The organism is Micromonospora sp. NPDC007220 (genome assembly GCF_040634035.1).
Taxonomy (GTDB): domain Bacteria; phylum Actinomycetota; class Actinomycetes; order Mycobacteriales; family Micromonosporaceae; genus Micromonospora; species Micromonospora reichwaldensis.
This window is the reverse complement of sequence record NZ_JBEYEU010000042.1, coordinates 12,897-32,266: the sequence shown is the minus strand read 5'-3', so window position 1 is coordinate 32,266 and position 19,370 is coordinate 12,897. Positions and strand designations below refer to the sequence as shown.

Genomic DNA, 19,370 nt, shown 5'->3' with positions numbered 1-19,370 from the left:
GTGGCGACGTCGAAGGTCCTCGCTGCCGCGCTCGGTCAGTTGAACGCCGATCTGGTGTTGTGTGGCAGCGAGTCGACCGACGGCCGGGTGCAGGTGATGCCGCACATGCTCGCCGAGCGGCTGGGCATCGCGGCGTTGACCGGTGCCCGCAAGCTCACCGTGGACGGCTCCAGCCTGACGGTGGAGCGGCAGACGGAGGAGGGCTACGAGGTGGTCACGGCCACCGCGCCCGCCGTGGTGTCGGTGTGGGACACCATCAACGAGCCGCGGTATCCGTCGTTCAAGGGCATCATGGCGGCGAAGAAGAAGCCGGTGCAGACGCTCTCCCTGGGTGACCTCGGCGTCGCCCCGGCCGAGGTGGGCTTCGAGGGCGCGACCAGCGCCGTGCTGGAGCACACCAAGCGTCCGCCGCGTTCCGGTGGGGCGAAGGTCACCGACGAGGGCGACGGCGGCGTGAAGCTGGTCGAGTTCCTCGCCACCGAGAAGTTCGTGTGAGGGGTTGGGGTCATGTCTGAGGTTCTGGTCGTCGTCGAAGCCACTCGGGAGTTCGGCGTCAAGAAGGTCACCCTGGAGATGCTCACCCTCGCCCGCGAGTTGGGCACGGCGAGCGCGGTCGTGCTCGGTGGCCCCGGTGCCGCGGAGGCGTTGAGCGCCAAGTTGGGTGAGTACGGCGCGGAGAAGATCTACGCGGCCGAGAGCGAGGAGATCGACGGCTACCTGGTGGCCCCGAAGGCGACCGTGGTGGCCGAGCTGGTCTCGCGCGTGCAGCCGGCGGCGGTGCTGTTGGCGTCGTCGCAGGAGGGCAAGGAGATCGCTGCCCGGCTGGCGGTGAAGTTGGACAACGGCATCCTGACCGACGTGGTCGGTTTGGCCGCGGACGGCACGGCCACGCAGGTGGCGTTCGCCGGTTCCACGATCGTGAAGTCGAAGGTGACCCGTGGTCTGCCGCTGGTGACGGTCCGGCCGAACTCGGTGAATCCGGTCCCGGCGGCGGCCACTCCGGCCGTCGAGCAGCTCACCGTCGCGGTGGCGGACACCGACAAGCTGGCCAAGGTCGTCGACCGGGTGGCCGAGCAGAAGGGCTCGCGTCCGGAGCTGACCGAGGCCGGGATCGTGGTCTCCGGTGGTCGTGGTGTGGGTAACGCCGACAACTTCAAGCTGGTCGAGGAGTTGGCCGACCTGCTCGGCGGCGCCGTGGGGGCGTCGCGCGCGGCTGTGGACTCCGGCTACTACCCGCACCAGTTCCAGGTGGGTCAGACCGGCAAGACGGTGTCCCCGCAGCTCTACGTGGCGCTCGGTATCTCGGGCGCGATTCAGCACCGGGCGGGTATGCAGACCTCGAAGACGATCGTCGCGGTCAACAAGGACGGCGAGGCGCCGATCTTCGAGCTGGCCGACTTCGGTGTGGTGGGCGACCTGTTCAAGATCGTCCCGCAGGCCGCGGACGAGATCCGTAAGCGCAAGTGAGCTGACGTCCGTCCGAGTGAGGGCCGGGAACCGTGGCGACGGTTTCCGGCCCTCGCCGTTTCTCCGGCCGCCGGAACGAGCCGCCGCAAGCTGGCCCCAGACGCGACTGGCGGCCAGAGGATGGGCACCGAACCATCGGGGGCTGAGCCCGCGGGAACCGCCGGCCGGGGCCGGCGATGGGAGCTGATCGGCGGGCCGGGGAGCTGAGCCGGCCCGCCGATCAGCCCGTCAGGGTGCCCCTCACCAGGCTCTTGCCGGAGTGGGCGGTGTTGTTGTCGTACGTCTCGGCGGAGACGTCGACAACCGAGTATGCCTCAAGGTCCACGTTCGGCGGCAACGGCAGCAACTCGTCCGTCGCGTCGCCGAGCACGCCGACCGAGAACATCTTCATGGTCCGCGGGTCGATGAGCCACACCTCGTAGTACCCCGGGACGTCCGGGAGATTCGCCAGGTGCAGGTGCAGCCGGCCGTCGTCGAAGACCCGGGCCTTGCCGTTGGCGTCCGGCGGCGTCTCCCCGTACGCCTTCAGCGGCGCGCTGGCCAGCACCACCCGCTGCGGGGCGGGCTCCGGCGTCGACCCGGTCGCGTCGAGCACGGCGACGGTGCCGACGACCCCGATCGCGGCGGCGGCCACCGCCGTCGCGGCGGTCACGGCCCAGCGCGACCAGCGCCCACGCCTCGGCGCGAGGAGCACCCCGCCCGACCGGTCGGACGGCCGTTCGCCCGAGGGGCGCTCGTCGGGCGACCGCTCGGCGCGCGGCCCGGGCAGCGCCGGGAGGGTCTGCGCCGCGCGGATCTCCGTGACGATGCCCTGCCAGACGTGCTCCGGCGGATCGGGCAGGTCGTGCAGGCCCTGGGCGTCGGCGCCGAGGCCGGCCACGTGCTGGAGGGTCTCCATCTCGGCCCGGCAGTGCGCGCAGGTGTCGAGGTGGGTGTTCTCTCCGGCGTCCGCCTCGGTCTCACCGAGCGCCAGGAAGACCAGCCGGTCGTGGTCCAGGTGCGGCACCGTCCACCTCCCATCTGCGTTTCAAGCTCGCCATGCCGCGCCGGATGTGACTCTTGACCGTGCCGAGCGGCACCCCGGTCACCGTCGCGATCTGCTGGTGGGTCAGGTCGTCGAAGAACGCCAACTCCAGCATCCGCCGCTGGTCGTCGGGCAGTCGGGCCAGCTCGTCGGCGACCACCAGCCGGTCGACCACCGTGTCCGGATCCGGGCCGGTCGGCGCCGACTCCGGCAGCTGCCGGACCGTATCGACCACCCGGGTCTCCCGCGCGGAGGCTCGCAGCCGGTCGACCACCTTGCGGCGGCCGATGCCGAGCAGCCAGCCGACCAGCGAACCCTTGGCCGGGTCGAAGGTCTCCCGCCCCAGCCAGGCGGCGACGAAGGTGGTCTGGGTCACGTCCTCCGCGTCGCTGCGGTTGGCCAGCGTGCTGGTGGCCAGGTGCAGGACCGCCCGGCCGTACCGGTCGTACGCCTCCCGCAGTGCCCGTTCGTCGCCCGCACGGAAGCGGGCGGCGAGGTCGTCCTCGGGTGGGTACGGCTCCTGCCGTGCCGCTGTCACAGGGCGGCTCGCCTTCCAGGGGGCATGCCCGACTGTAGCTCCCACAGCCATCGCCCCCACCTCCGGTCGGTCTGGTCTCAGCAGCTCTTCGCTCCGCGGGCGGCTCTCGGATGCGGCTCCGCCGGGCGAAAAGAAGTTGCCTCCGGTCGCATCCGGCGGCGGTGGACCGGGCGTAACTCGTTTTGCACACCAGGCCTGACGAACCAGCACCAATCATCAGGAGGCAGACATGCAGCTCTCGTACTTCCGTCGGGTCGCCGCGGGCGGCGCGGTCGCCGCGCTGACGTTCGCCGGAGCCGGCGCCCTCACCGCCACCCCGGCGTACGCCGCCACGTCCAAGGTCTCCGTCGTGCACGGCATCCCGGACACCCCGGTCGACGTGTACGTCAACGGCGAGAAGACGCTGGACAACTTCAAGCCCGGCGACGTGGCCGGCCCGCTGAACCTCGAGGAGGGCGCGTACGACATCGCCCTCACCAAGCCCGGCGAGCCGATCGCCCAGGCCATCCTCAGCGTCGACGACGCCGCGGTGCCGGGCGGCGCCAACATCAGCCTCGCCGCCCACCTCGACGCCGCCGGCAAGCCGAAGATCACGCCGTTCGTCAACGACACCGGCAAGGTGGCCGCCGGCAAGGCCCGGCTGATCGTCCGGCACACCGCCGCCGCCCCGGCGGTGGACGTGCGCGCCGGCGGCACCCCCGTCTTCGAGGACCTGACCAACCCGAACGAGGCCAAGGGCGACGTCGACGCGGGCGCCGTCAAGGCGGACGTGGTGCTCGCCGGCACCGACACCGTGGCGATCGGGCCGGCGGACCTCGACCTCAAGGAGGGCACCGCGACGATCGTGTACGCCATCGGCTCGGCCGAGGCGAAGAACCTCGACGTCGTGGCGCAGACCATCACCGGCCTGCACTCGGCCCCGGCCGGCGTGCCCAGCGGCGACGGCGGCCGGGCCGGCACCGGCGTGGACACCTGGTGGTACGTGCTGACCGGCGCCGGCGTGCTGCTCCTGGTCGGCGGCGGGGCGCGGGTGGCCACCGCCCGGACCGGTCGCCGGTGACGGTGCGCCACCGCGGGGCGCTGGCGGCCGTTGCCGCCGGCGTCGCCGCGCTCACCGTCGCGACCGTGGTCGCCTGCGGCTCCCGGCCGGCCGGGGACGTCGGGGCGACCGAGGCCGCCGACCTGGCCGGCGCCACTGCGAGCCCGCCGGCCGCCGGCCCGTCGGTGCCGGTCACCCGGGGCGGGCTGCCCGGCGGTACGCGGACCGTCCCGCCCGTACGGCTGGTCATCCCCGCCATCGACGTCACCGCCACGGTCGACGCGGTGGGCGTCAACGGCGCGACCGGCGAGTTCGAGGTGCCGCCCAGCGTGGACCGGATCGGCTGGTACCGCCACGGCCCCGGGCTGGAGGCGCAGGCCGGGTCGGTGGTCGTCGCCGGGCACGTGGACAGCGCCACCCAGGGCGAGGGCGCCTTCTTCCGGCTCCGCGAGCTGGACCGCGGCGACACCCTCACCGCCACCGGCGGCGACGGCGTCCGCAGGGAGTACCGGGTCGTCGCCCGGGAGGAGTACCGGAAGACGAAGATCCCCCTCGACCGCTACTTCGCCCGGGACGGCAAGCCCCGGCTGACCCTGATCACCTGCGGCGGGCCGTTCGACGCCGAGGCACGCCGGTACCGCGACAACATCGTGGTCACCGCCGTGCCGGCCTGACCCGGATCGCCGGTTCCACGCGGGCGCGGGCCGGGACGGGAGCGCACGCCTCCCGCCCCGGCCCCGCACGGCCTACTCCGGCCTCCGCCGGGTCCGGCTGCGGTCGTAGGCTGAACCGTGATGGCTTACCTGGATCACGCGGCGACCACTCCGATGCTCGACGAGGCACTGGAGGCGTACGTCGCCACCGCCCGCGAGGTCGGCAACGCGTCCTCACTGCACGCGGCGGGCCGCCGCGCCCGGCGACGGGTGGAGGAGTCGCGGGAGCGGGTGGCCGCCGCGCTGGGCGCCCGGCCCTCCGAGGTCGTCTTCACCGGCGGCGGGACCGAGAGCGACAACCTCGCGGTGAAGGGCATCTTCTGGGCCCGCCGGTCCGCCGACCCCCGGCGGGACCGAGTGGTCTCCAGCGCCGTCGAGCACCACGCCGTGCTCGACGTGGTGGACTGGCTCGTCGACCACGAGGGGGCCGGCGTGGGCTGGCTCTCCGTCGACGCCGACGGCCGGCTCAGCCCCGACGAGCTGCGCGCCGAGCTGGCCGCCCATGGCGACCGGGTCGCGGTGGTGACCGCGATGTGGGCCAACAACGAGGTCGGCACCGTGCAGCCGGTCGCCGAGCTGGCCGCGGTCGCCGCCGAGCACGGGGTGCCGTTCCACACCGACGCGATCCAGGCGGTCGGGCAGGTGCCTGTCGACTTCTCCGCCGCCGGGGTCGCCGCGCTGACCGTCACCGGGCACAAGCTCGGCGGTCCCGCCGGGGTCGGTGCCCTGCTGCTCGCCCGCGACGTGTCGGCCACCCCGCTGCTGCACGGCGGCGGCCAGGAGCGCGACGTGCGCTCCGGCACCCTCGACACCGCCGGCATCGTGGCCTTCGCGGTCGCGGTGGAGTCGGCGGTCAAGGGCCAGCAGGAGTACGCGGCCCGCGTCGCCGCGCTCCGCGACGACCTGGTGGAGCGGGTCCGGCACGCGGTGCCCGAGGTCGTCTTCAACGGCGACCCGACCGACCGGCTGCCGGGCAACGCGCACTTCTCCTTCCCGGGCTGCGAGGGCGACGCCCTGCTGCTCCTGCTGGACGCGCAGGGCATCGCCTGTTCGACCGGCTCCGCCTGCTCCGCCGGGGTGGCCCAGCCCTCACACGTGCTGCTCGCCATGGGCGCCGACGACGACCGCGCCCGCTCCTCGCTGCGCTTCACCCTCGGCCACACCAGCACCCCCGCCGACGTCGACGCCCTCATCGCCGCCCTCCCGGCGGCCGTCGAGCGCGCCCGCCGCGCCGCCGCCCTCCGCACCCCCCGCTGACCCTCCTTCCCCTCCCACCCCCGCCCCACCCGTGGGCCGATCATGCAGTTGTGGCGCCCGAACCGTGACCTTTCGCGGCATTCGCCCACCACCACAACTCCATGATCGACGAGGCGGGCGGGAGGACGGGGAGGGCGGGTGGGTGGGGGAGCAGCGTGGCGGGTGGGCGGGGTGGGTGGGTGGGGATGGGGCGGGGATAGGGTCGGTGGGGCGAAGGGAGTGAGCCGGTGAGGGTGTTGGCGGCGATGTCGGGCGGGGTCGACTCGGCGGTCGCGGCGGCGCGGGCCGTCGAGGCGGGACACGACGTGACCGGCGTGCACCTGGCGCTGGCCCGCAACCCGCAGACCTATCGCACCGGCGCGCGCGGCTGCTGCACGCTGGAGGACTCCCGGGACGCCCGGCGGGCCGCCGACGTGATCGGCATCCCGTTCTACGTCTGGGACATGGCCGACCGGTTTCACGAGGACGTGGTCGACGACTTCGTCGCCGAGTACGCGGCCGGCCGTACGCCGAACCCCTGCCTGCGCTGCAACGAGAAGATCAAGTTTGCCGCGGTGCTGGACCGGGCCGTGGCCCTGGGCTTCGACGCCGTGGTCACCGGCCATCACGCCCGGCTCGGCGCCGACGGCCTGCTGCGCCGCAGCGTCGACCTGCCCAAGGACCAGTCGTACGTGCTGGCGGTGCTCACCCGCGAGCAGCTGGACCGGTCGATCTTCCCGCTCGGGGACTCGACGAAGGCGCAGGTCCGCGAGGAGGCCGCGCGGCGGGGGCTGGCGGTGGCCGACAAGCCGGACTCGCACGACATCTGCTTCATCGCCGACGGGGACACCCGCGGCTTCCTCGCCCAGCGGCTCGGCGAGGCGCCCGGCGAGGTGGTGGACGCCGCCACCGGCGCGGTGGTCGGCAGCCACACCGGCGCGTACGCGTACACGGTCGGGCAGCGGCGTGGCCTGCACCTGGACCGTCCGGCGCCGGACGGCCGGCCCCGCTACGTGCTCTCCATCACGCCGAAGACCAACACCGTGACCGTGGGCCCGGCCGAGGCGCTGGAGGTCTCCCGGGTGCGCGCCGAGCGTCCGGTGTGGACGGGCGGCCCGCGCCCCGACGCGCCGCTGGAGTGCGAGGTGCAGCTGCGGGCACACGGGGACGTGGTGCCGGCGACGGTCGAGCTGACGGCCGACGGGCTGCGCGCCGAGCTGCGTCGCCCCGTCCGTGGGGTGGCCGCCGGCCAGGCCGTCGTGGCGTACCGGCCGGACCCGGCCGGCGACGTCGTGCTCGGCTCCGCCACCATCGCCGGCTGACCGGGACCGGGAACGTGCCTCCGGCGCGGGCGTCGGCAGAGCGTCCCCGTCCGGTCCCGGGCGGCCGGCGTCCGCGTACCGGATAGTCTTCGGCCGTGGCAGATCAGGTGTGGCCCTGGCCGGCCGGCGCGGCGACCGGCATCGGTTCGCTTCCCGGCACCGACATCGCCGAGGCGCAGCGGGTCGTCCTCGGCGAGCTTCCCGCCCTGCCCCACCTGCCGGAGCTGCCGGGCCGGGGCCCCGGCGCCGACCTCATCGGCCGGACCGCCGGCCTGCTGGTCGAGCTGCCGGTGGAGCTGTACGCCGCCCGCTGGCGGATCGCGCCGCGCCCGGGACGGGACGTGCGCCGCGCCCGCGACCTGATGGAACGCGACCTCGACCAGCTCGCCGAGCAGGCCGAGGAGTACGCGGGGCCGGTCAAGATCCAGGTCGGCGGCCCGTTGACCCTGGCCGCGTCCCTGGAACTGCCGATCGGCGGCCGGATGCTGCGCGATCCCGGCGCGGTCCGGGACCTCACCAACTCGCTCGCCGAGGGGCTGCGCGGGCACGTGGCGGCGGTCGCCCGCCGGCTGCCGCGCGCCACCGTGCTGCTCCAGCTCGACGAGCCGTCGCTGCCGACGGTGCTCGCCGGGCGGGTGCCCACCGAGAGCGGGCTCGGCGCGTACCGGGCCGTGGATCCGAGCGTCGCCGCGTCGCTGCTGCGTACGGTCGTCGAGGCGGCCGGGGTGCCGACCGTGGTGCACTGCTGCGCGCCGAACGTGCCGCTGGAGCTGATCCGCTCGACCGGCGCCGTCGGCGTGGCCCTCGACCTCGGCCTCGTCACCGACCTGGATCCGCTGGGCGAGGCGATCGACGCGGGGCTCGGGCTGCTGGCCGGCGCCGTGCCCACCACGCCGTCGGCCGCCGGTCGCGCGCCGACCTCGGCGCAGGTCGCCGATCGCGTACGCCAGCTCTGGGACCGCCTCGGGTTCCCCCGCCGGCAGCTTGCCGAGCAGGTCGTGGTGACCCCGGCCTGCGGCCTCGCCAACGCCACCGGGCAGTACGCGCGCGCGGTGCTCGCCGCCTGCCGGGACGCGGGTCGGCGGCTCGCCGAGGACTGACGTTTGCCGTCGTACGGGCGGGGCAGGAAGGCCGACATGATCGGACAACTGCGCACCGTGGTCATCGACTGCCCCGACCCCCGGGCCCTGGCCGGTTTCTACGCGGAGCTGCTGGGCCTGCCCCTCGACGGCGACGCCAGCGACGACGGCTGGGTCGTGATCGCCGGTTCGGGGCACCGGCTCGCCTTCCAGAAGGCACCCGACCTGCGCCCGCCGACGTGGCCCGACCCGGAGCGCCCCCAGCAGTTCCACCTGGACGTGCAGGTGGCGGACGTCGAGGTGGCCGAGAAGCGGGTGCTGGAGCTCGGCGCGCGGCGGCTGCCCGGCGAGGGCGACGACTTCCGGGTCTACGCCGACCCGGCCGGTCACCCCTTCTGCCTGGTCTTCTCCGACTGACCCGGGCCCGTCACGCTCCGGGCGGTCCGGCACGCCCTCGCGGCCGGGTGGCGGGTGCCGGCGACGGCGTCGAGTGGTGCGGGTTGCGGGCGGGCGGCATGATCGCGGGAATGATCGACACCTCGCTCCGGCGGGCCGCCGGCTCCCTCTTCGGCCTCGCCTACGGTGACGCGCTGGGCAAGCCGACCGAGTTCCTGACCGTCGCCGAGATCGTTCGCCGCTACGGGCCGGCCGGCCCGCGTGACCTTGCCGGCGACCCGGCGCTGGTGACCGACGACACGCAGATGGCGCTGGCGGTCGGCTGGGCGCTGCACGACGCGCCGGCGCCGACCCCGGAGGCGGTCGAGCCGCTGCTGCGGAGGCGTTTCCTCGATTGGGCGGCCAGCCCGGAGAACAACCGGGCGCCGGGCATGACCTGCCTACGGGCCTGCGCCGAACTGGAGCGCGGGGTGCGCTGGCAGGAGGCGACGGTGGCCGGCTCGAAGGGCTGCGGGGCCAACATGCGGGTCACCCCGGTCGGCCTGGTCGACGTCGACCTCGACACCCTCGCCGGGCTGGCCCAGCTCCAGGCGGGGCTGACCCACGGCCACCCGACCGGCCTCGCGGCCAGCGAGCTGACCGCGTACGCGGTGCGGCTGCTGCGCGACGGCGCGGCGCTGGCGGAGCTGCCCCGGCTGCTCGTCGACCGGGCCCGCGACCAGCGGCGGGTCTACCGCGCCGACTGGCTCGACGACCTGTGGCAGCGCCCCGGCGTGGACGCGCCGGAGGACTTCATCGCCCGGGGCTGGGACGAGTGCCTCGCGGTCCTCGGTCGCCTCGACGCCGCGCTGGCCGCCCCGGACGACGGCGGCGACCCGTGCCGGCACACCGGCGAGGGCTGGATCGCCGAGGAGGCGCTGGCCACGGCCCTGTTCTGCGCGATCCGGCACGCCGACGACCCGGTGGCGGCGCTGGCCCGGGGCGCCACCACCGCCGGCGACTCCGACTCGATCGCCGCGCTGGCCGGCGCCTTCGTCGGCACCGCGCTGGGCATGGCGGCCTGGCCCGCCCCGTGGGCCGCCCGCATCGAGTACGCCGACCAGCTCACCACCCTGGCCCGCGCCTGGGACTGACCCGCGAAGCTTCCCCGGCCGGCGGCACCGGCGGCGCGGCCGCCCCGGACGGCGGGCCGCCACCGTCGCCGGCGGCCACGCTGCAACGCGGGTCAGGCGCCCGGCACGGTCGCCCGTTCGGTGCGGGTCAGGCGCCCGGCAGGTGGGGGAGGCGGCGGATGCGACGCCACAGGACGGGGTCGCAGTCGCCGGCACGGCGGGAGAAGTCGGCGAGCGGGACGTGCGCCGGCTCGGCCAGGTCGACGAAGCTGTCGTGGTCGGCGTCGGGGTCCCACTCGCGGGTCGGGATGCGGATGTGGTCGTCGCGGGCGCTCTTGTCCTGACTGGTGATCTTCAGGACGTCGGCGCCCCCGTCGTCGGTCCGCAGCACCAGGCAGGGCCGCACCTTCGAGCCGGTGCCGTCGGCGTACGGCACGTCGGCCCACCAGATCTCGCCGGGACGCGGCGCCCCGGCGGGAGACCGCTCGGCGGTACGCGGTCGGGGCGGCGCGGTGGACCGGCCGGGACCGCCCGACGGTCTCCGGCGGCCGGGCCGGGTGCCCGGTCGACGGGGCGGACGCGGAGCGGCGTCACGGCCGCCCCGCCGCCGATCGTTCCACGCCCAGCCGGCGGCCACGGCCAGCACGATCACCGCCGCCCAGAGCAGCCATTCCGGCATCCGTACCCCCGCCTGGTCAGTGGGCGCGGCGCGGACGCCGCGGGTTCGACGGCGGAGCGGATCCGCCCCCGCGGCCCCGCCGTCCGGCGATCCTCGCACGGCCGGGGCCCCCGCGCCGATCGGGCGCGACGGGTGGCCGGCGGATTGTCCCACCGGACCGATACGGTGCCGAGGTAGCGGAATCACGGGAGGTCGCACGGTGTCCGAGGAAACCATCGCCCAGCAGGTCACTCCGGCACAGGAGGCGGCGGCCGGCGCCGAACCGACCCCCGACGCCCGGGAACGGCACGCCACGCTCAGCCAGGAGCTGACGGAGCACCAGTACCGCTACTACGTGCTGGACGCGCCGACCATCCCCGACGCCGAGTTCGACCGGCAACTGCGGGAGCTGGAGGAGCTGGAGGAGCAGTTCCCGGCGCTACGCACCCCCGAGTCGCCGACGCAGCGGGTCGGCGGCACCTTCTCCACCGACTTCACCCCCGTCGCCCACGCCGAGCGGATGCTCTCGCTCGACAACGCCTTCGCCGACGAGGAGCTGGCGGCCTGGGCCGAGCGGGTCGAGCGCGACGCGGGCGGGTCGGTTCCCTACCTGTGCGAGCTGAAGGTCGACGGGCTCGCCATCAACCTCACCTACGAGCGCGGGCGACTGGTCCGGGCGGCGACCCGGGGCGACGGCCGCACCGGCGAGGACGTCACCGCCAACGTGCGCAGCATCCGCGACGTGCCGGGCCAGCTCGCCACGTCGGCCGAGTTCGGCGACGTGCCCGAGTTCGTCGAGGTCCGGGGCGAGATCTACTTCCCGGTGGCGGCCTTCGCCGACCTCAACGCCGGCCTGGTCGAGCAGGGCAAGCCGCCGTTCGCCAACCCGCGCAACGCCGCCGCCGGCAGCCTGCGCCAGAAGGACCCGCGGGTCACCGCCTCCCGGCCGCTGCGCCTGGTGGTGCACGGCATCGGCGCCCGCCGTGGCTTCCAGCCGGTCACGCAGTCCGAGTCCTACGCGGCGTTGAAGGCGTGGGGGCTGCCGACCAGTGACCGCTGGCGGGTGGTGCCCGACCTGGCCGGTGTCGCGGAATACATCGCCCACTACGCCGAGCACCGGCACGACGTCGAGCACGAGATCGACGGCGTGGTGGTCAAGGTCGACCCGGTCTCCATCCAGGGTCGGCTCGGCTCGACCAGCCGGGCGCCGCGCTGGGCGATCGCCTTCAAATATCCGCCGGAGGAGGTGAACACGAAGCTGCTCGACATCGACGTCGAGGTCGGACGCACCGGCCGGGTCACGCCGCGCGCCGTCCTCCAACCGGTCAAGGTGGCCGGCTCCACCGTCGCCTACGCCACCCTGCACAACGCCCGGGAGGTCGAACGCAAGGGCGTCCTGATCGGCGACACCGTGGTGCTGCGCAAGGCCGGCGACGTGATCCCCGAGGTGCTCGGCCCGGTGGTCGACCTGCGTCCCGCCGACGCCCGGCCGTTCGTCATGCCGACCACCTGCCCGGCCTGCGGCACGCCGCTCGCCCCGGCGAAGGAGGCGGACGTCGACATCCGCTGCCCCAACTCGCGCACCTGCCCCGGTCAGCTGCGCGAGCGGGTCTACCACCTCGCCGGCCGCAAGGTGTTCGACATCGAGGCGCTCGGCCACAAGGGCGCGGCGGCGCTGCTCGACGCCCAGGTGATCACCGACGAGGGCGACCTGTTCTCGTTGGACGAGAAGCAGCTCGCGCGCTCGCCCTTCTTCGTCAACAAGGACGGCACGCTCGGCAGCAACGCCGTCAAGCTGCTGGACAACCTGGCCGTGGCCAGGGAACGCGACCTGTGGCGGGTGCTGGTGGGCCTGTCCATCCGGCACGTCGGCCCCACCGCCGCGCAGGCGCTCGCCCGGCACTTCCGCTCCATCGAGGCGATCGACCGGGCCGGCGAGGAGGAGCTCTCCTCTGTCGACGGCGTCGGGCCGACGATCGCGGCGAGCATCCGGGAGTGGTTCGCCGTTGACTGGCACCGCGAGCTGGTCCGCAAGTGGCGCGAGGCCGGCGTACGGATGGCGGAGGAGGCGGTCGACGAGGGGCCGCGTCCCCTGGAGGGGCTCACGGTCGTGGTGACCGGCACGCTGCCCGGGTTCAGCCGCGACCAGGCGTCCGAGGCGATCCAGAGCCGGGGCGGCAAGGTGAGCGGGTCCGTCTCCAAGAAGACGTCCTTCGTCGTGGTGGGCGAGAATCCCGGCTCGAAGGCCGACAAGGCGGCCAGCCTGAAGGTGCCGGTGCTGGACGAGGACGGCTTCCGGGTGCTGCTCGACGCCGGCCCGGAGGCCGCCCGGGAGGTCGCCCGCACCGAGGAGTGACGACCGGGCGGAGGCGGCCACCGCCCCGGCGGGGCAGGCAGGACGGGGCGACCGACCGGGCCGCGACGGCGGGAGGCGCCCGGTCGAGATACCAACTTAATTACGACTACGACCGATTCGCGACTGTCGTGCCGGGCATTGAGACACGGAGGGCGTTTCATTGGTGGCACGGCGTGCGACCGGTCACGCCCGTGGACAGAGCCCTCGGGAGGTGTGATGGAGTCCGCGGACTCGCGAAACTCCGTTCCGCCTGGCCGGGCACGCCCGTTCTTCGCCTTCGTCTGGTCGGTGGCCGCGCTGGCGGCGGTGCTCTGCGTACGCCCGCTGCTCGACCTCCCGGCCGAACTGCCGCGACTGCCGGTGGCGTTCTGGGTGATGGCGGCCCTGGCCGTCGGCTGCGACGCGCGCCCGTTCGTCCCGCCCGGGCGCCGGCAGACCTCCGCGGTCTTCCCGTCCACCTGCTTCACCTTCGCCATCCTGCTCGGCTGGGGGTTCGGCCCGGCGGTCCTGGTGCAGGCGGTGGCCGTCGTCGTCTCCGGCTGGCGGATGGGCCACGCCCCGTGGCGGACCGCCTTCAACGCCGCCCAGTACGCGACAGCCCTGGGCGCCGCGTACGCGGTCACCTGGCTGGGGCCCGGCAGCATCTTCGACGGCGGCCGGCTGCGCGGCACGGACGTGCTGGCGGTGGGCGGCGCGACGGTGGCCTGGTTCGCCGTCAACTACGCGCTGGTCAGCACGGCCGTCCGGCTGCGCTTCGGCGACCGGTGGTGGCCCAGCCTGCGGCAGGGGCTGGGCTTCGAGCTGCTCTCCACCGGCTCGTTGCTGCTGCTCGCTCCGGTGCTGGTCGCGGCGGCGCGGGCCAGCGCGGCGCTGATCCCGCTGGTGCTGGTGCCGCTGTTCGCCGTCTACCGGATGGCACGGCTCAGCGTCGAGCAGCAGCAGCTCGCCTCGCTGGACCCGCTCACCGGCCTGCCCAACCGCAAGGCGTTGCTGGCCGAGGTCGGCGAGCAGGTGCACGTGCACTCCGAACGGGCGGCCCGCGGCGAGCCCGCCGCCCGGCTGGCCCTGCTCCTGATCGACCTCGACCGGTTCAAGAACGTCAACGACGCGCTCGGGCACGCGGTGGGGGACCGGCTGCTGGTCGAGGTGAGCGCGCGGCTGACCGACGTGGTCGGCGAGGGCATGGTCGCCCGGCTGGGCGGGGACGAGTTCGCCATCGTGATGACCGGCCTGGCCGACGTCGACGAGGCCCGGGAGCTCGCCGGCCGGGTGGTGCGGGCGCTGGCCGAGCCGGTGTCGCTGGACGGGTTGCCGCTCGACGTGGGCGGCTCGATCGGCGTCGCGCTCTTCCCGGAGCACGGCGAGGACTTCGCGACCCTGATGCGCCACGCCGACGTGGCGATGTACGACGCCAAGCACCGCAACGACACCGTGGCGGTCTACGCGGCCGAGTCCGACCACAACTCCGCCGAGCGGCTCGGCCTGCTCGCGGACCTGCGCCGGGTGCTGGAGGCGGGCCGTCCCGAGATCGCCCCGCCCGCCGGGGACGGTGCCGGCGCCCCGGGCGGCGACGGGGCGGTGGCCGTCCCGGCGGGACCGACGCCGGGCGGCCGGCTGCCGGGTGACGGGCGGGCCGGCGGCGCGCGGGGCGGGGACGGGGCCGAACTCCCGGCCGACGTCGCCGGCCTCACGCCCGGCTCCGGCCTGACGCCTGGCTCCGGCCTCACGCCTGGCTCCGGCCCCACGCCTGGCTCCGGGCTCACGCCTGGCTCCGGCCGCTGGCGGCTGCGCCGCCGCCGGCAGCGGCCCGGTCCGCCGCCCGGCGACGAGCTGATCAACCGGATCGTGACCGCCGCGGACCCGATCCGCCGCCGGACGATGGCGGCGGGGGAGATCGGCCCCGACCGGGGCGACGGTCCCGGCCGCCGCAACGGCGCCGGGCACCCCGGCGGGCAGGGCGGCGCGGTCGTACGCCGGCAGGGGCCGCCCGTCGACGACGGCGCGGGGGATCGCGGCGGCGACCTGGCCCCGACGGGCCGGCGCGGTGCCCGGCACGGCGCGGCCGGCCGGCGGGACGCGGACACCGCTGCGGCCGTCGACGCGGGCGAGATCACCATGTACTACCAGCCGCAGGTCGCCATCGCGACCGGCGAGGTGGTCGGCGTGGAGGCGCTGCTGCGCTGGCGGCACCCCCGCCGGGGGATGGTGGACCCGGAGGAGCTGATCCGGGTCGCCGAGCAGAGCGCGGTGATGCGGCTGCTCACCCGCCGGGTGGTGGACGACGTGGTGGAACAGCTCGCCAAGTGGTCGGCCGCCGGAATGGGCCTGCCGGCGGCGCTCAACGTCAGCGTGCGGGACCTGCACACCGGGGAGATCGCCGACCAGATCGCCGACCGGCTCGCCCGCTACGGCGTGCCGCCGCAGCGGCTGCAACTGGAGATCACCGAGGGCGCCCTGATGGCCGACCCGCGTCGGGTGCTGGCCACCATCACCCGGCTGCACCGGATCGGCGTGGGCATCTCGTTGGACGACTTCGGCACCGGCTACTCCTCCCTCCAGCACCTGCGGCGGCTGCCGCTGTCCGAGGTGAAGGTGGACCGCTCCTTCGTGCTGGGGATGGCCGAGGACGCCGACGACGCGGCGATCGTCAAGTCGACGATCGAGCTGGCGAAGGCGCTCGGGCTGCGAGTGGTCGCCGAGGGCGTCGAGGACGAGCGCACCTGGCGCATGCTGCACGCGGCGGGCTGCGACGCGGCACAGGGCTGGTTCTACGCCCGCCCGATGCCGGCCGAGGAGCTGGTCGGCTGGCTGGCCCGCTACCGGCCGGTCCGCCCGACGCCCAGCCCCGACGCGGAGATCCCCCGTCGGCACGCCCGCTGAGCCACCCCGCCCCGCGCGGCGCGGCCGTCGGCACACGACGCACCGCCGCGCCGGTCGCGCCGTGTCCCGGCCGGCGGTCCGGTGGCGCGGGCTCGGAGGGGAGTTGGAGGCGCCCCGCCGCGCCGGAGGGGGAGTCGGGGACGCGCCGTCGGGGCGGAACAATAGACTCGCTCCGGTCACCGCGCGTCACGCATCTCGGCCGCGCGGCCGACACCCGGTCCGACCCGCAGCACCGTCACGAAGGGGGCACCGATGGCCGCCATCTCCCGCGAGGAGGTCGCGCACCTGGCGCGACTGTCGCGGCTAGCCGTCTCGGAGGAGGAGCTGGACACCTTCGCCGGCCAGCTCGACGTGATCCTCCAGGCGGTCGCGCAGGTCGGCGAGGTCACCGCGGCGGACATCCCGCCGACGTCGCACTCGGTGCCGCTGACCAACGTCCTGCGCGACGACGTCGTGGTGCCCGGGTTGACCCCGCAGGAGGCGCTGTCGGGTGCGCCCGACGCCGAGGAGCAGCGGTTCCGCGTACCGCGGATCCTGGACGAGGATGTGGCGTCATGAGCGATCTGATCAGACTGACCGCGACGGAGATCGCCGGGCTCGTCGCCGCCGGTGAGGCCTCCGCCGTCGAGGTGACCCGGGCGCACCTGGACCGGATCGCCGCCGTCGACGACCGGGTGAACGCGTTCCTGCACGTCGACTCCGAGGGCGCGCTCGCCGCCGCCGCCGAGGTCGACGCCCGCCGCGCCGCCGGCGAGGAGCTGGGCCCGCTGGCCGGCGTGCCGGTCGCCGTCAAGGACGTGCTGACCACCAAGGGCGTGCCGACCACCGTCGGGTCGAAGATCCTGGAGGGCTGGCGCCCGCCGTACGACTCGACGATCGTGCAGCGGCTGCGCGCCGCCGGCACGGTGATGCTCGGCAAGACCAACATGGACGAGTTCGCGATGGGCTCCTCCACGGAATACTCGGCGTACGGGCCGACGCACAACCCGTGGGACCTGAGCCGCATCCCGGGCGGCTCGGGCGGCGGCAGCTCCGCGGCGCTGGCCGCGTACGAGGCGCCGCTGGCGATCGGCTCCGACACCGGCGGCTCGATCCGCCAGCCTGGCGCGGTCACCGGCACCGTCGGCGCGAAGCCCACCTACGGCGGCACCTCCCGCTACGGCCTGGTGGCGTTCTCGTCCTCCCTGGACACCCCCGGCCCCTGCGCCCGTACGGTGCTGGACGCCGCGCTGCTGCACGAGGTGATCGGCGGGCACGACCCGCGCGACTCCACCTCGATCCCGCAGCCCGTGCCGGACGTGGTGGCCGCCGCCAGGCTCGGCGCGACCGGCGACCTGACGGGCGTGAAGCTCGGCATCGTCACCGAGTTCGCCGCCGAGGGCGCCGAGCCGGGCGTGCTGGCGGCGTTCCGCGAGTCGGTCGACGCGCTGGCCAAGCTGGGCGCCGAGATCGTCGAGGTGTCCTGCCCCCACTTCCGCTACGCGCTGCCGGCGTACTACCTGATCGCCCCGAGCGAGGCCTCCTCCAACCTGGCCCGGTTCGACGGCGTCCGCTTCGGCCTGCGGGTCGGCGACGACGGCAACCGGTCGCTGGAGGAGGTCATGTCGCTGACCCGGGAGGCCGGCTTCGGCGCCGAGGTCAAGCGCCGCATCATGATCGGCACGTACGCGCTCTCGTCGGGCTACTACGACGCCTACTACGGGCAGGCGCAGAAGGTCCGCACCCTCATCACGCGGGACTTCACCGCGGCGTTCGAGCGGGTCGACGCGCTGATCTCGCCGACCACCCCGTTCGTGGCGTTCCCGCTCGGGGCGCGCACCGCCGACCCCTACCAGATGTACCTGGCCGACCTGTTCACCATCCCGACGAACCTGTACGGCGGGCCGGGCATCTCGGTGCCGTGCGGGCTCTCCGACGGGCTGCCGGTCGGCTTCCAGATCATGGCCCCGACGATGGCCGACGACCGGATGTACCGGGTCGCCGCCGCGCTGGAGAGCGCCGTCGGCACGTTCACCCCACCGGCACTGTGAGGCAGGAGCTCAGATGACGACGACACTGCCCGCGTACGACGAGGTCGTCGCGCGCTACGAACCGGTGATCGGCCTGGAGACCCACGTCGAGCTGGGCACGAACACCAAGATGTTCTGCGGCTGCCCGACCGACTTCGGTGGCGAGCCGAACACCCGGGTCTGCCCGGTCTGCCTGGGCCTGCCCGGCTCCCTGCCGGTCGCCAACCGGGCCGCCATCGAGGCGACGATCCGGATCGGCCTGGCGCTGAACTGCTCGATCGCCGAGTGGTGCCGCTTCGCCCGGAAGAACTACTTCTACCCGGACATGCCGAAGGACTTCCAGATCAGCCAGTACGACGAGCCGCTGTGCTTCGAGGGCTACCTGGACGTCGAGGTCAACGGCGAGCTGGTGCGCATCGGCATCGAGCGGGTGCACCTGGAGGAGGACACCGGCAAGACGCTGCACGTCGGCGGCGCCACCGGTCGCATCCACGGCGCCACCGAGTCGCTGGTCGACTACAACCGGGCCGGCATCCCGCTGGTGGAGATCGTCACCAAGCCGGTCCCCGGCACCGGCGCGCTCGCCCCCGAGGTGGCCCGCGCGTACGTCACCGAGCTGCGCGACGTGCTCCGCTCGCTGGGCGTCTCCGACGTGCGGATGGAGGAGGGGTCGCTGCGCTGCGACGTGAACACCTCCCTCAACCTGCCCGGCGAGGAGTGGGGCACCCGCACGGAGACCAAGAACGTCAACTCGCTGCGGTCGGTCGAGCGGGCGGTCCGCTCGGAGATCATCCGGCAGGCGTCCGTGCTCGACGCGGGCGGCCGGATCACCCAGGAGACCCGGCACTTCCACGAGGACACCGGCGACACCACGCCGGGCCGGTCCAAGGAGACCGCGACCGACTACCGGTACTTCCCGGAGCCCGACCTGGTGCCGCTGGCGCCGGACACCGCATGGGTCGCCGAGCTGAAGGCCGCCCTGCCCGAGCTGCCCCGGCTGCACCGCCGGCGGCTCCAGGAGCAGTGGGGCCTCTCCGACGCGGACATGCAGTCGGTGCTCAACGCCGGTGCCGTCGAGCTGATCGAGGCCACGGTCGCCGCGGGCGCCACCCCGGCCGCCGCCCGCAAGTGGTGGCTGGGCGAGCTGTCCCGGCGGGCCAACGAGACCGGCGTGGAGCTGGCCGACATCGGGGCCACCCCGGCGCAGGTCGCCGAGCTCCAGGGCCTGGTCGACGCCGGCAAGCTCAACGACAAGCTGGCCCGTACCGTGCTGGAGGGCGTGGTGGCCGGCGAGGGCTCGCCGACGCAGATCATGACCAACCGGGGCCTGGAGGTCGTCTCCGACACGGGCGCGCTCACCGCCGCCGTGGACGAGGCGATCGCCGCCAACCCTGACATCGCCGACAAGATCCGCAGCGGCAAGGTCGCCGCGGCGGGAGCCCTGGTCGGCGCGGTCATGAAGACCACCCGTGGCCAGGCCGACGCCAAGACCGTCCGCGAGCTGATCCTGGAGCGCCTCTCCGCCTGACCTGAAAGGAAGG

Annotated in this window: 17 protein-coding genes; 14 read left to right on the top strand and 3 right to left on the bottom strand. The window is 74.6% G+C overall.

Annotated features, from left to right (window positions below):
* Both ABZ573_RS31510 and ABZ573_RS31505 read left to right on the top strand, forming a co-directional pair.
* A partial coding sequence (locus tag ABZ573_RS31510) for an electron transfer flavoprotein subunit beta/FixA family protein (protein WP_358122711.1) occupies window positions 1-495 on the top strand: 495 nt, incomplete at its 5' end.
* Between the two features lie 12 nt (window positions 496-507).
* The gene (locus ABZ573_RS31505; protein WP_358122709.1) at window positions 508-1,467 is read left to right on the top strand and encodes an electron transfer flavoprotein subunit alpha/FixB family protein; all 960 of its coding nucleotides are present in this window, start codon (window positions 508-510) and stop codon (window positions 1,465-1,467) included.
* Between the two features lie 220 nt (window positions 1,468-1,687).
* On the opposite strand, the gene ABZ573_RS31500 is transcribed toward ABZ573_RS31505, so the two are convergent.
* Window positions 1,688-2,473 carry an anti-sigma factor gene (locus tag ABZ573_RS31500; protein WP_151457464.1) on the bottom strand — a complete coding sequence of 262 codons (786 nt, stop codon included), beginning with the start codon at window positions 2,471-2,473 and terminating at the stop codon, window positions 1,688-1,690.
* A complete protein-coding gene (locus tag ABZ573_RS31495) occupies window positions 2,427-3,029 on the bottom strand; it encodes a sigma-70 family RNA polymerase sigma factor (RefSeq protein ID WP_151457463.1) in 603 nt (200 codons plus the stop codon). Before ABZ573_RS31495 ends, ABZ573_RS31500 begins: the two co-directional genes overlap by 47 nt.
* A 229-nt stretch (window positions 3,030-3,258) precedes the next feature.
* Between ABZ573_RS31495 and ABZ573_RS31490 the strand changes: the two genes are divergently transcribed.
* From ABZ573_RS31490 to ABZ573_RS31460, 7 genes are all read left to right on the top strand, one after another.
* The gene (locus ABZ573_RS31490) at window positions 3,259-4,089 is read left to right on the top strand and encodes a DUF4397 domain-containing protein (protein ID WP_358122707.1); all 831 of its coding nucleotides are present in this window, start codon (window positions 3,259-3,261) and stop codon (window positions 4,087-4,089) included.
* On the top strand, window positions 4,086-4,742 hold the full coding sequence (locus ABZ573_RS31485) for a class F sortase (RefSeq protein WP_358122705.1): 657 nt from the start codon (window positions 4,086-4,088) through the stop codon (window positions 4,740-4,742). The genes ABZ573_RS31490 and ABZ573_RS31485 overlap by 4 nt, the downstream gene beginning before the upstream one ends.
* Before the next feature lie 120 nt (window positions 4,743-4,862).
* Complete coding sequence (locus ABZ573_RS31480; protein WP_358122703.1) at window positions 4,863-6,038, top strand: cysteine desulfurase family protein; 1,176 nt, start codon at window positions 4,863-4,865, stop codon at window positions 6,036-6,038.
* 227 nt (window positions 6,039-6,265) lie between these two features.
* Window positions 6,266-7,339, top strand: a complete 1,074-nt coding sequence (gene mnmA, locus ABZ573_RS31475) for a tRNA 2-thiouridine(34) synthase MnmA (RefSeq protein WP_151456954.1) — start codon at window positions 6,266-6,268, stop codon at window positions 7,337-7,339.
* Between the two features lie 95 nt (window positions 7,340-7,434).
* The gene (locus ABZ573_RS31470) at window positions 7,435-8,439 is read left to right on the top strand and encodes a methionine synthase (RefSeq protein ID WP_327030716.1); all 1,005 of its coding nucleotides are present in this window, start codon (window positions 7,435-7,437) and stop codon (window positions 8,437-8,439) included.
* A 36-nt stretch (window positions 8,440-8,475) separates the two neighbouring features.
* The gene (locus ABZ573_RS31465; RefSeq protein ID WP_151456952.1) at window positions 8,476-8,835 is read left to right on the top strand and encodes a VOC family protein; all 360 of its coding nucleotides are present in this window, start codon (window positions 8,476-8,478) and stop codon (window positions 8,833-8,835) included.
* A gap of 110 nt (window positions 8,836-8,945) precedes the next feature.
* Window positions 8,946-9,947 (top strand): ADP-ribosylglycohydrolase family protein, encoded by a 1,002-nt coding sequence (locus ABZ573_RS31460; RefSeq protein ID WP_358122700.1) that lies wholly within the window; start codon window positions 8,946-8,948, stop codon window positions 9,945-9,947.
* 127 nt (window positions 9,948-10,074) lie between these two features.
* Here the strand turns inward: ABZ573_RS31460 and ABZ573_RS31455 are convergent, their stop codons facing one another.
* On the bottom strand, window positions 10,075-10,605 hold the full coding sequence (locus ABZ573_RS31455; protein WP_151456950.1) for a type II toxin-antitoxin system PemK/MazF family toxin: 531 nt from the start codon (window positions 10,603-10,605) through the stop codon (window positions 10,075-10,077).
* Window positions 10,606-10,804: 199 nt separating this feature from the next.
* Here ABZ573_RS31455 and ligA point away from each other — a divergent pair, with 199 nt between their 5' ends.
* The 5 genes from ligA to gatB all read left to right on the top strand — a co-directional run bounded on the left by ligA (window position 10,805) and on the right by gatB (window position 19,357).
* Window positions 10,805-12,940 carry an NAD-dependent DNA ligase LigA gene (gene ligA / locus ABZ573_RS31450; RefSeq protein ID WP_358122698.1) on the top strand — a complete coding sequence of 712 codons (2,136 nt, stop codon included), beginning with the start codon at window positions 10,805-10,807 and terminating at the stop codon, window positions 12,938-12,940.
* 216 nt (window positions 12,941-13,156) lie between these two features.
* The gene (locus ABZ573_RS31445; protein WP_358122696.1) at window positions 13,157-15,820 is read left to right on the top strand and encodes an EAL domain-containing protein; all 2,664 of its coding nucleotides are present in this window, start codon (window positions 13,157-13,159) and stop codon (window positions 15,818-15,820) included.
* A 252-nt stretch (window positions 15,821-16,072) separates the two neighbouring features.
* On the top strand, window positions 16,073-16,378 hold the full coding sequence (gatC, locus tag ABZ573_RS31440; RefSeq protein WP_151456241.1) for an Asp-tRNA(Asn)/Glu-tRNA(Gln) amidotransferase subunit GatC: 306 nt from the start codon (window positions 16,073-16,075) through the stop codon (window positions 16,376-16,378).
* Entirely contained in the window at window positions 16,375-17,850 is a 1,476-nt protein-coding gene (gatA, locus tag ABZ573_RS31435; RefSeq protein WP_151456242.1) for an Asp-tRNA(Asn)/Glu-tRNA(Gln) amidotransferase subunit GatA, read from the top strand. The genes gatC and gatA overlap by 4 nt, the downstream gene beginning before the upstream one ends.
* A gap of 13 nt (window positions 17,851-17,863) precedes the next feature.
* Window positions 17,864-19,357, top strand: coding sequence for an Asp-tRNA(Asn)/Glu-tRNA(Gln) amidotransferase subunit GatB (gatB, locus tag ABZ573_RS31430; protein ID WP_151456243.1), 1,494 nt, complete (start codon window positions 17,864-17,866; stop codon window positions 19,355-19,357).
* Window positions 19,358-19,370 lie beyond the last annotated feature (13 nt).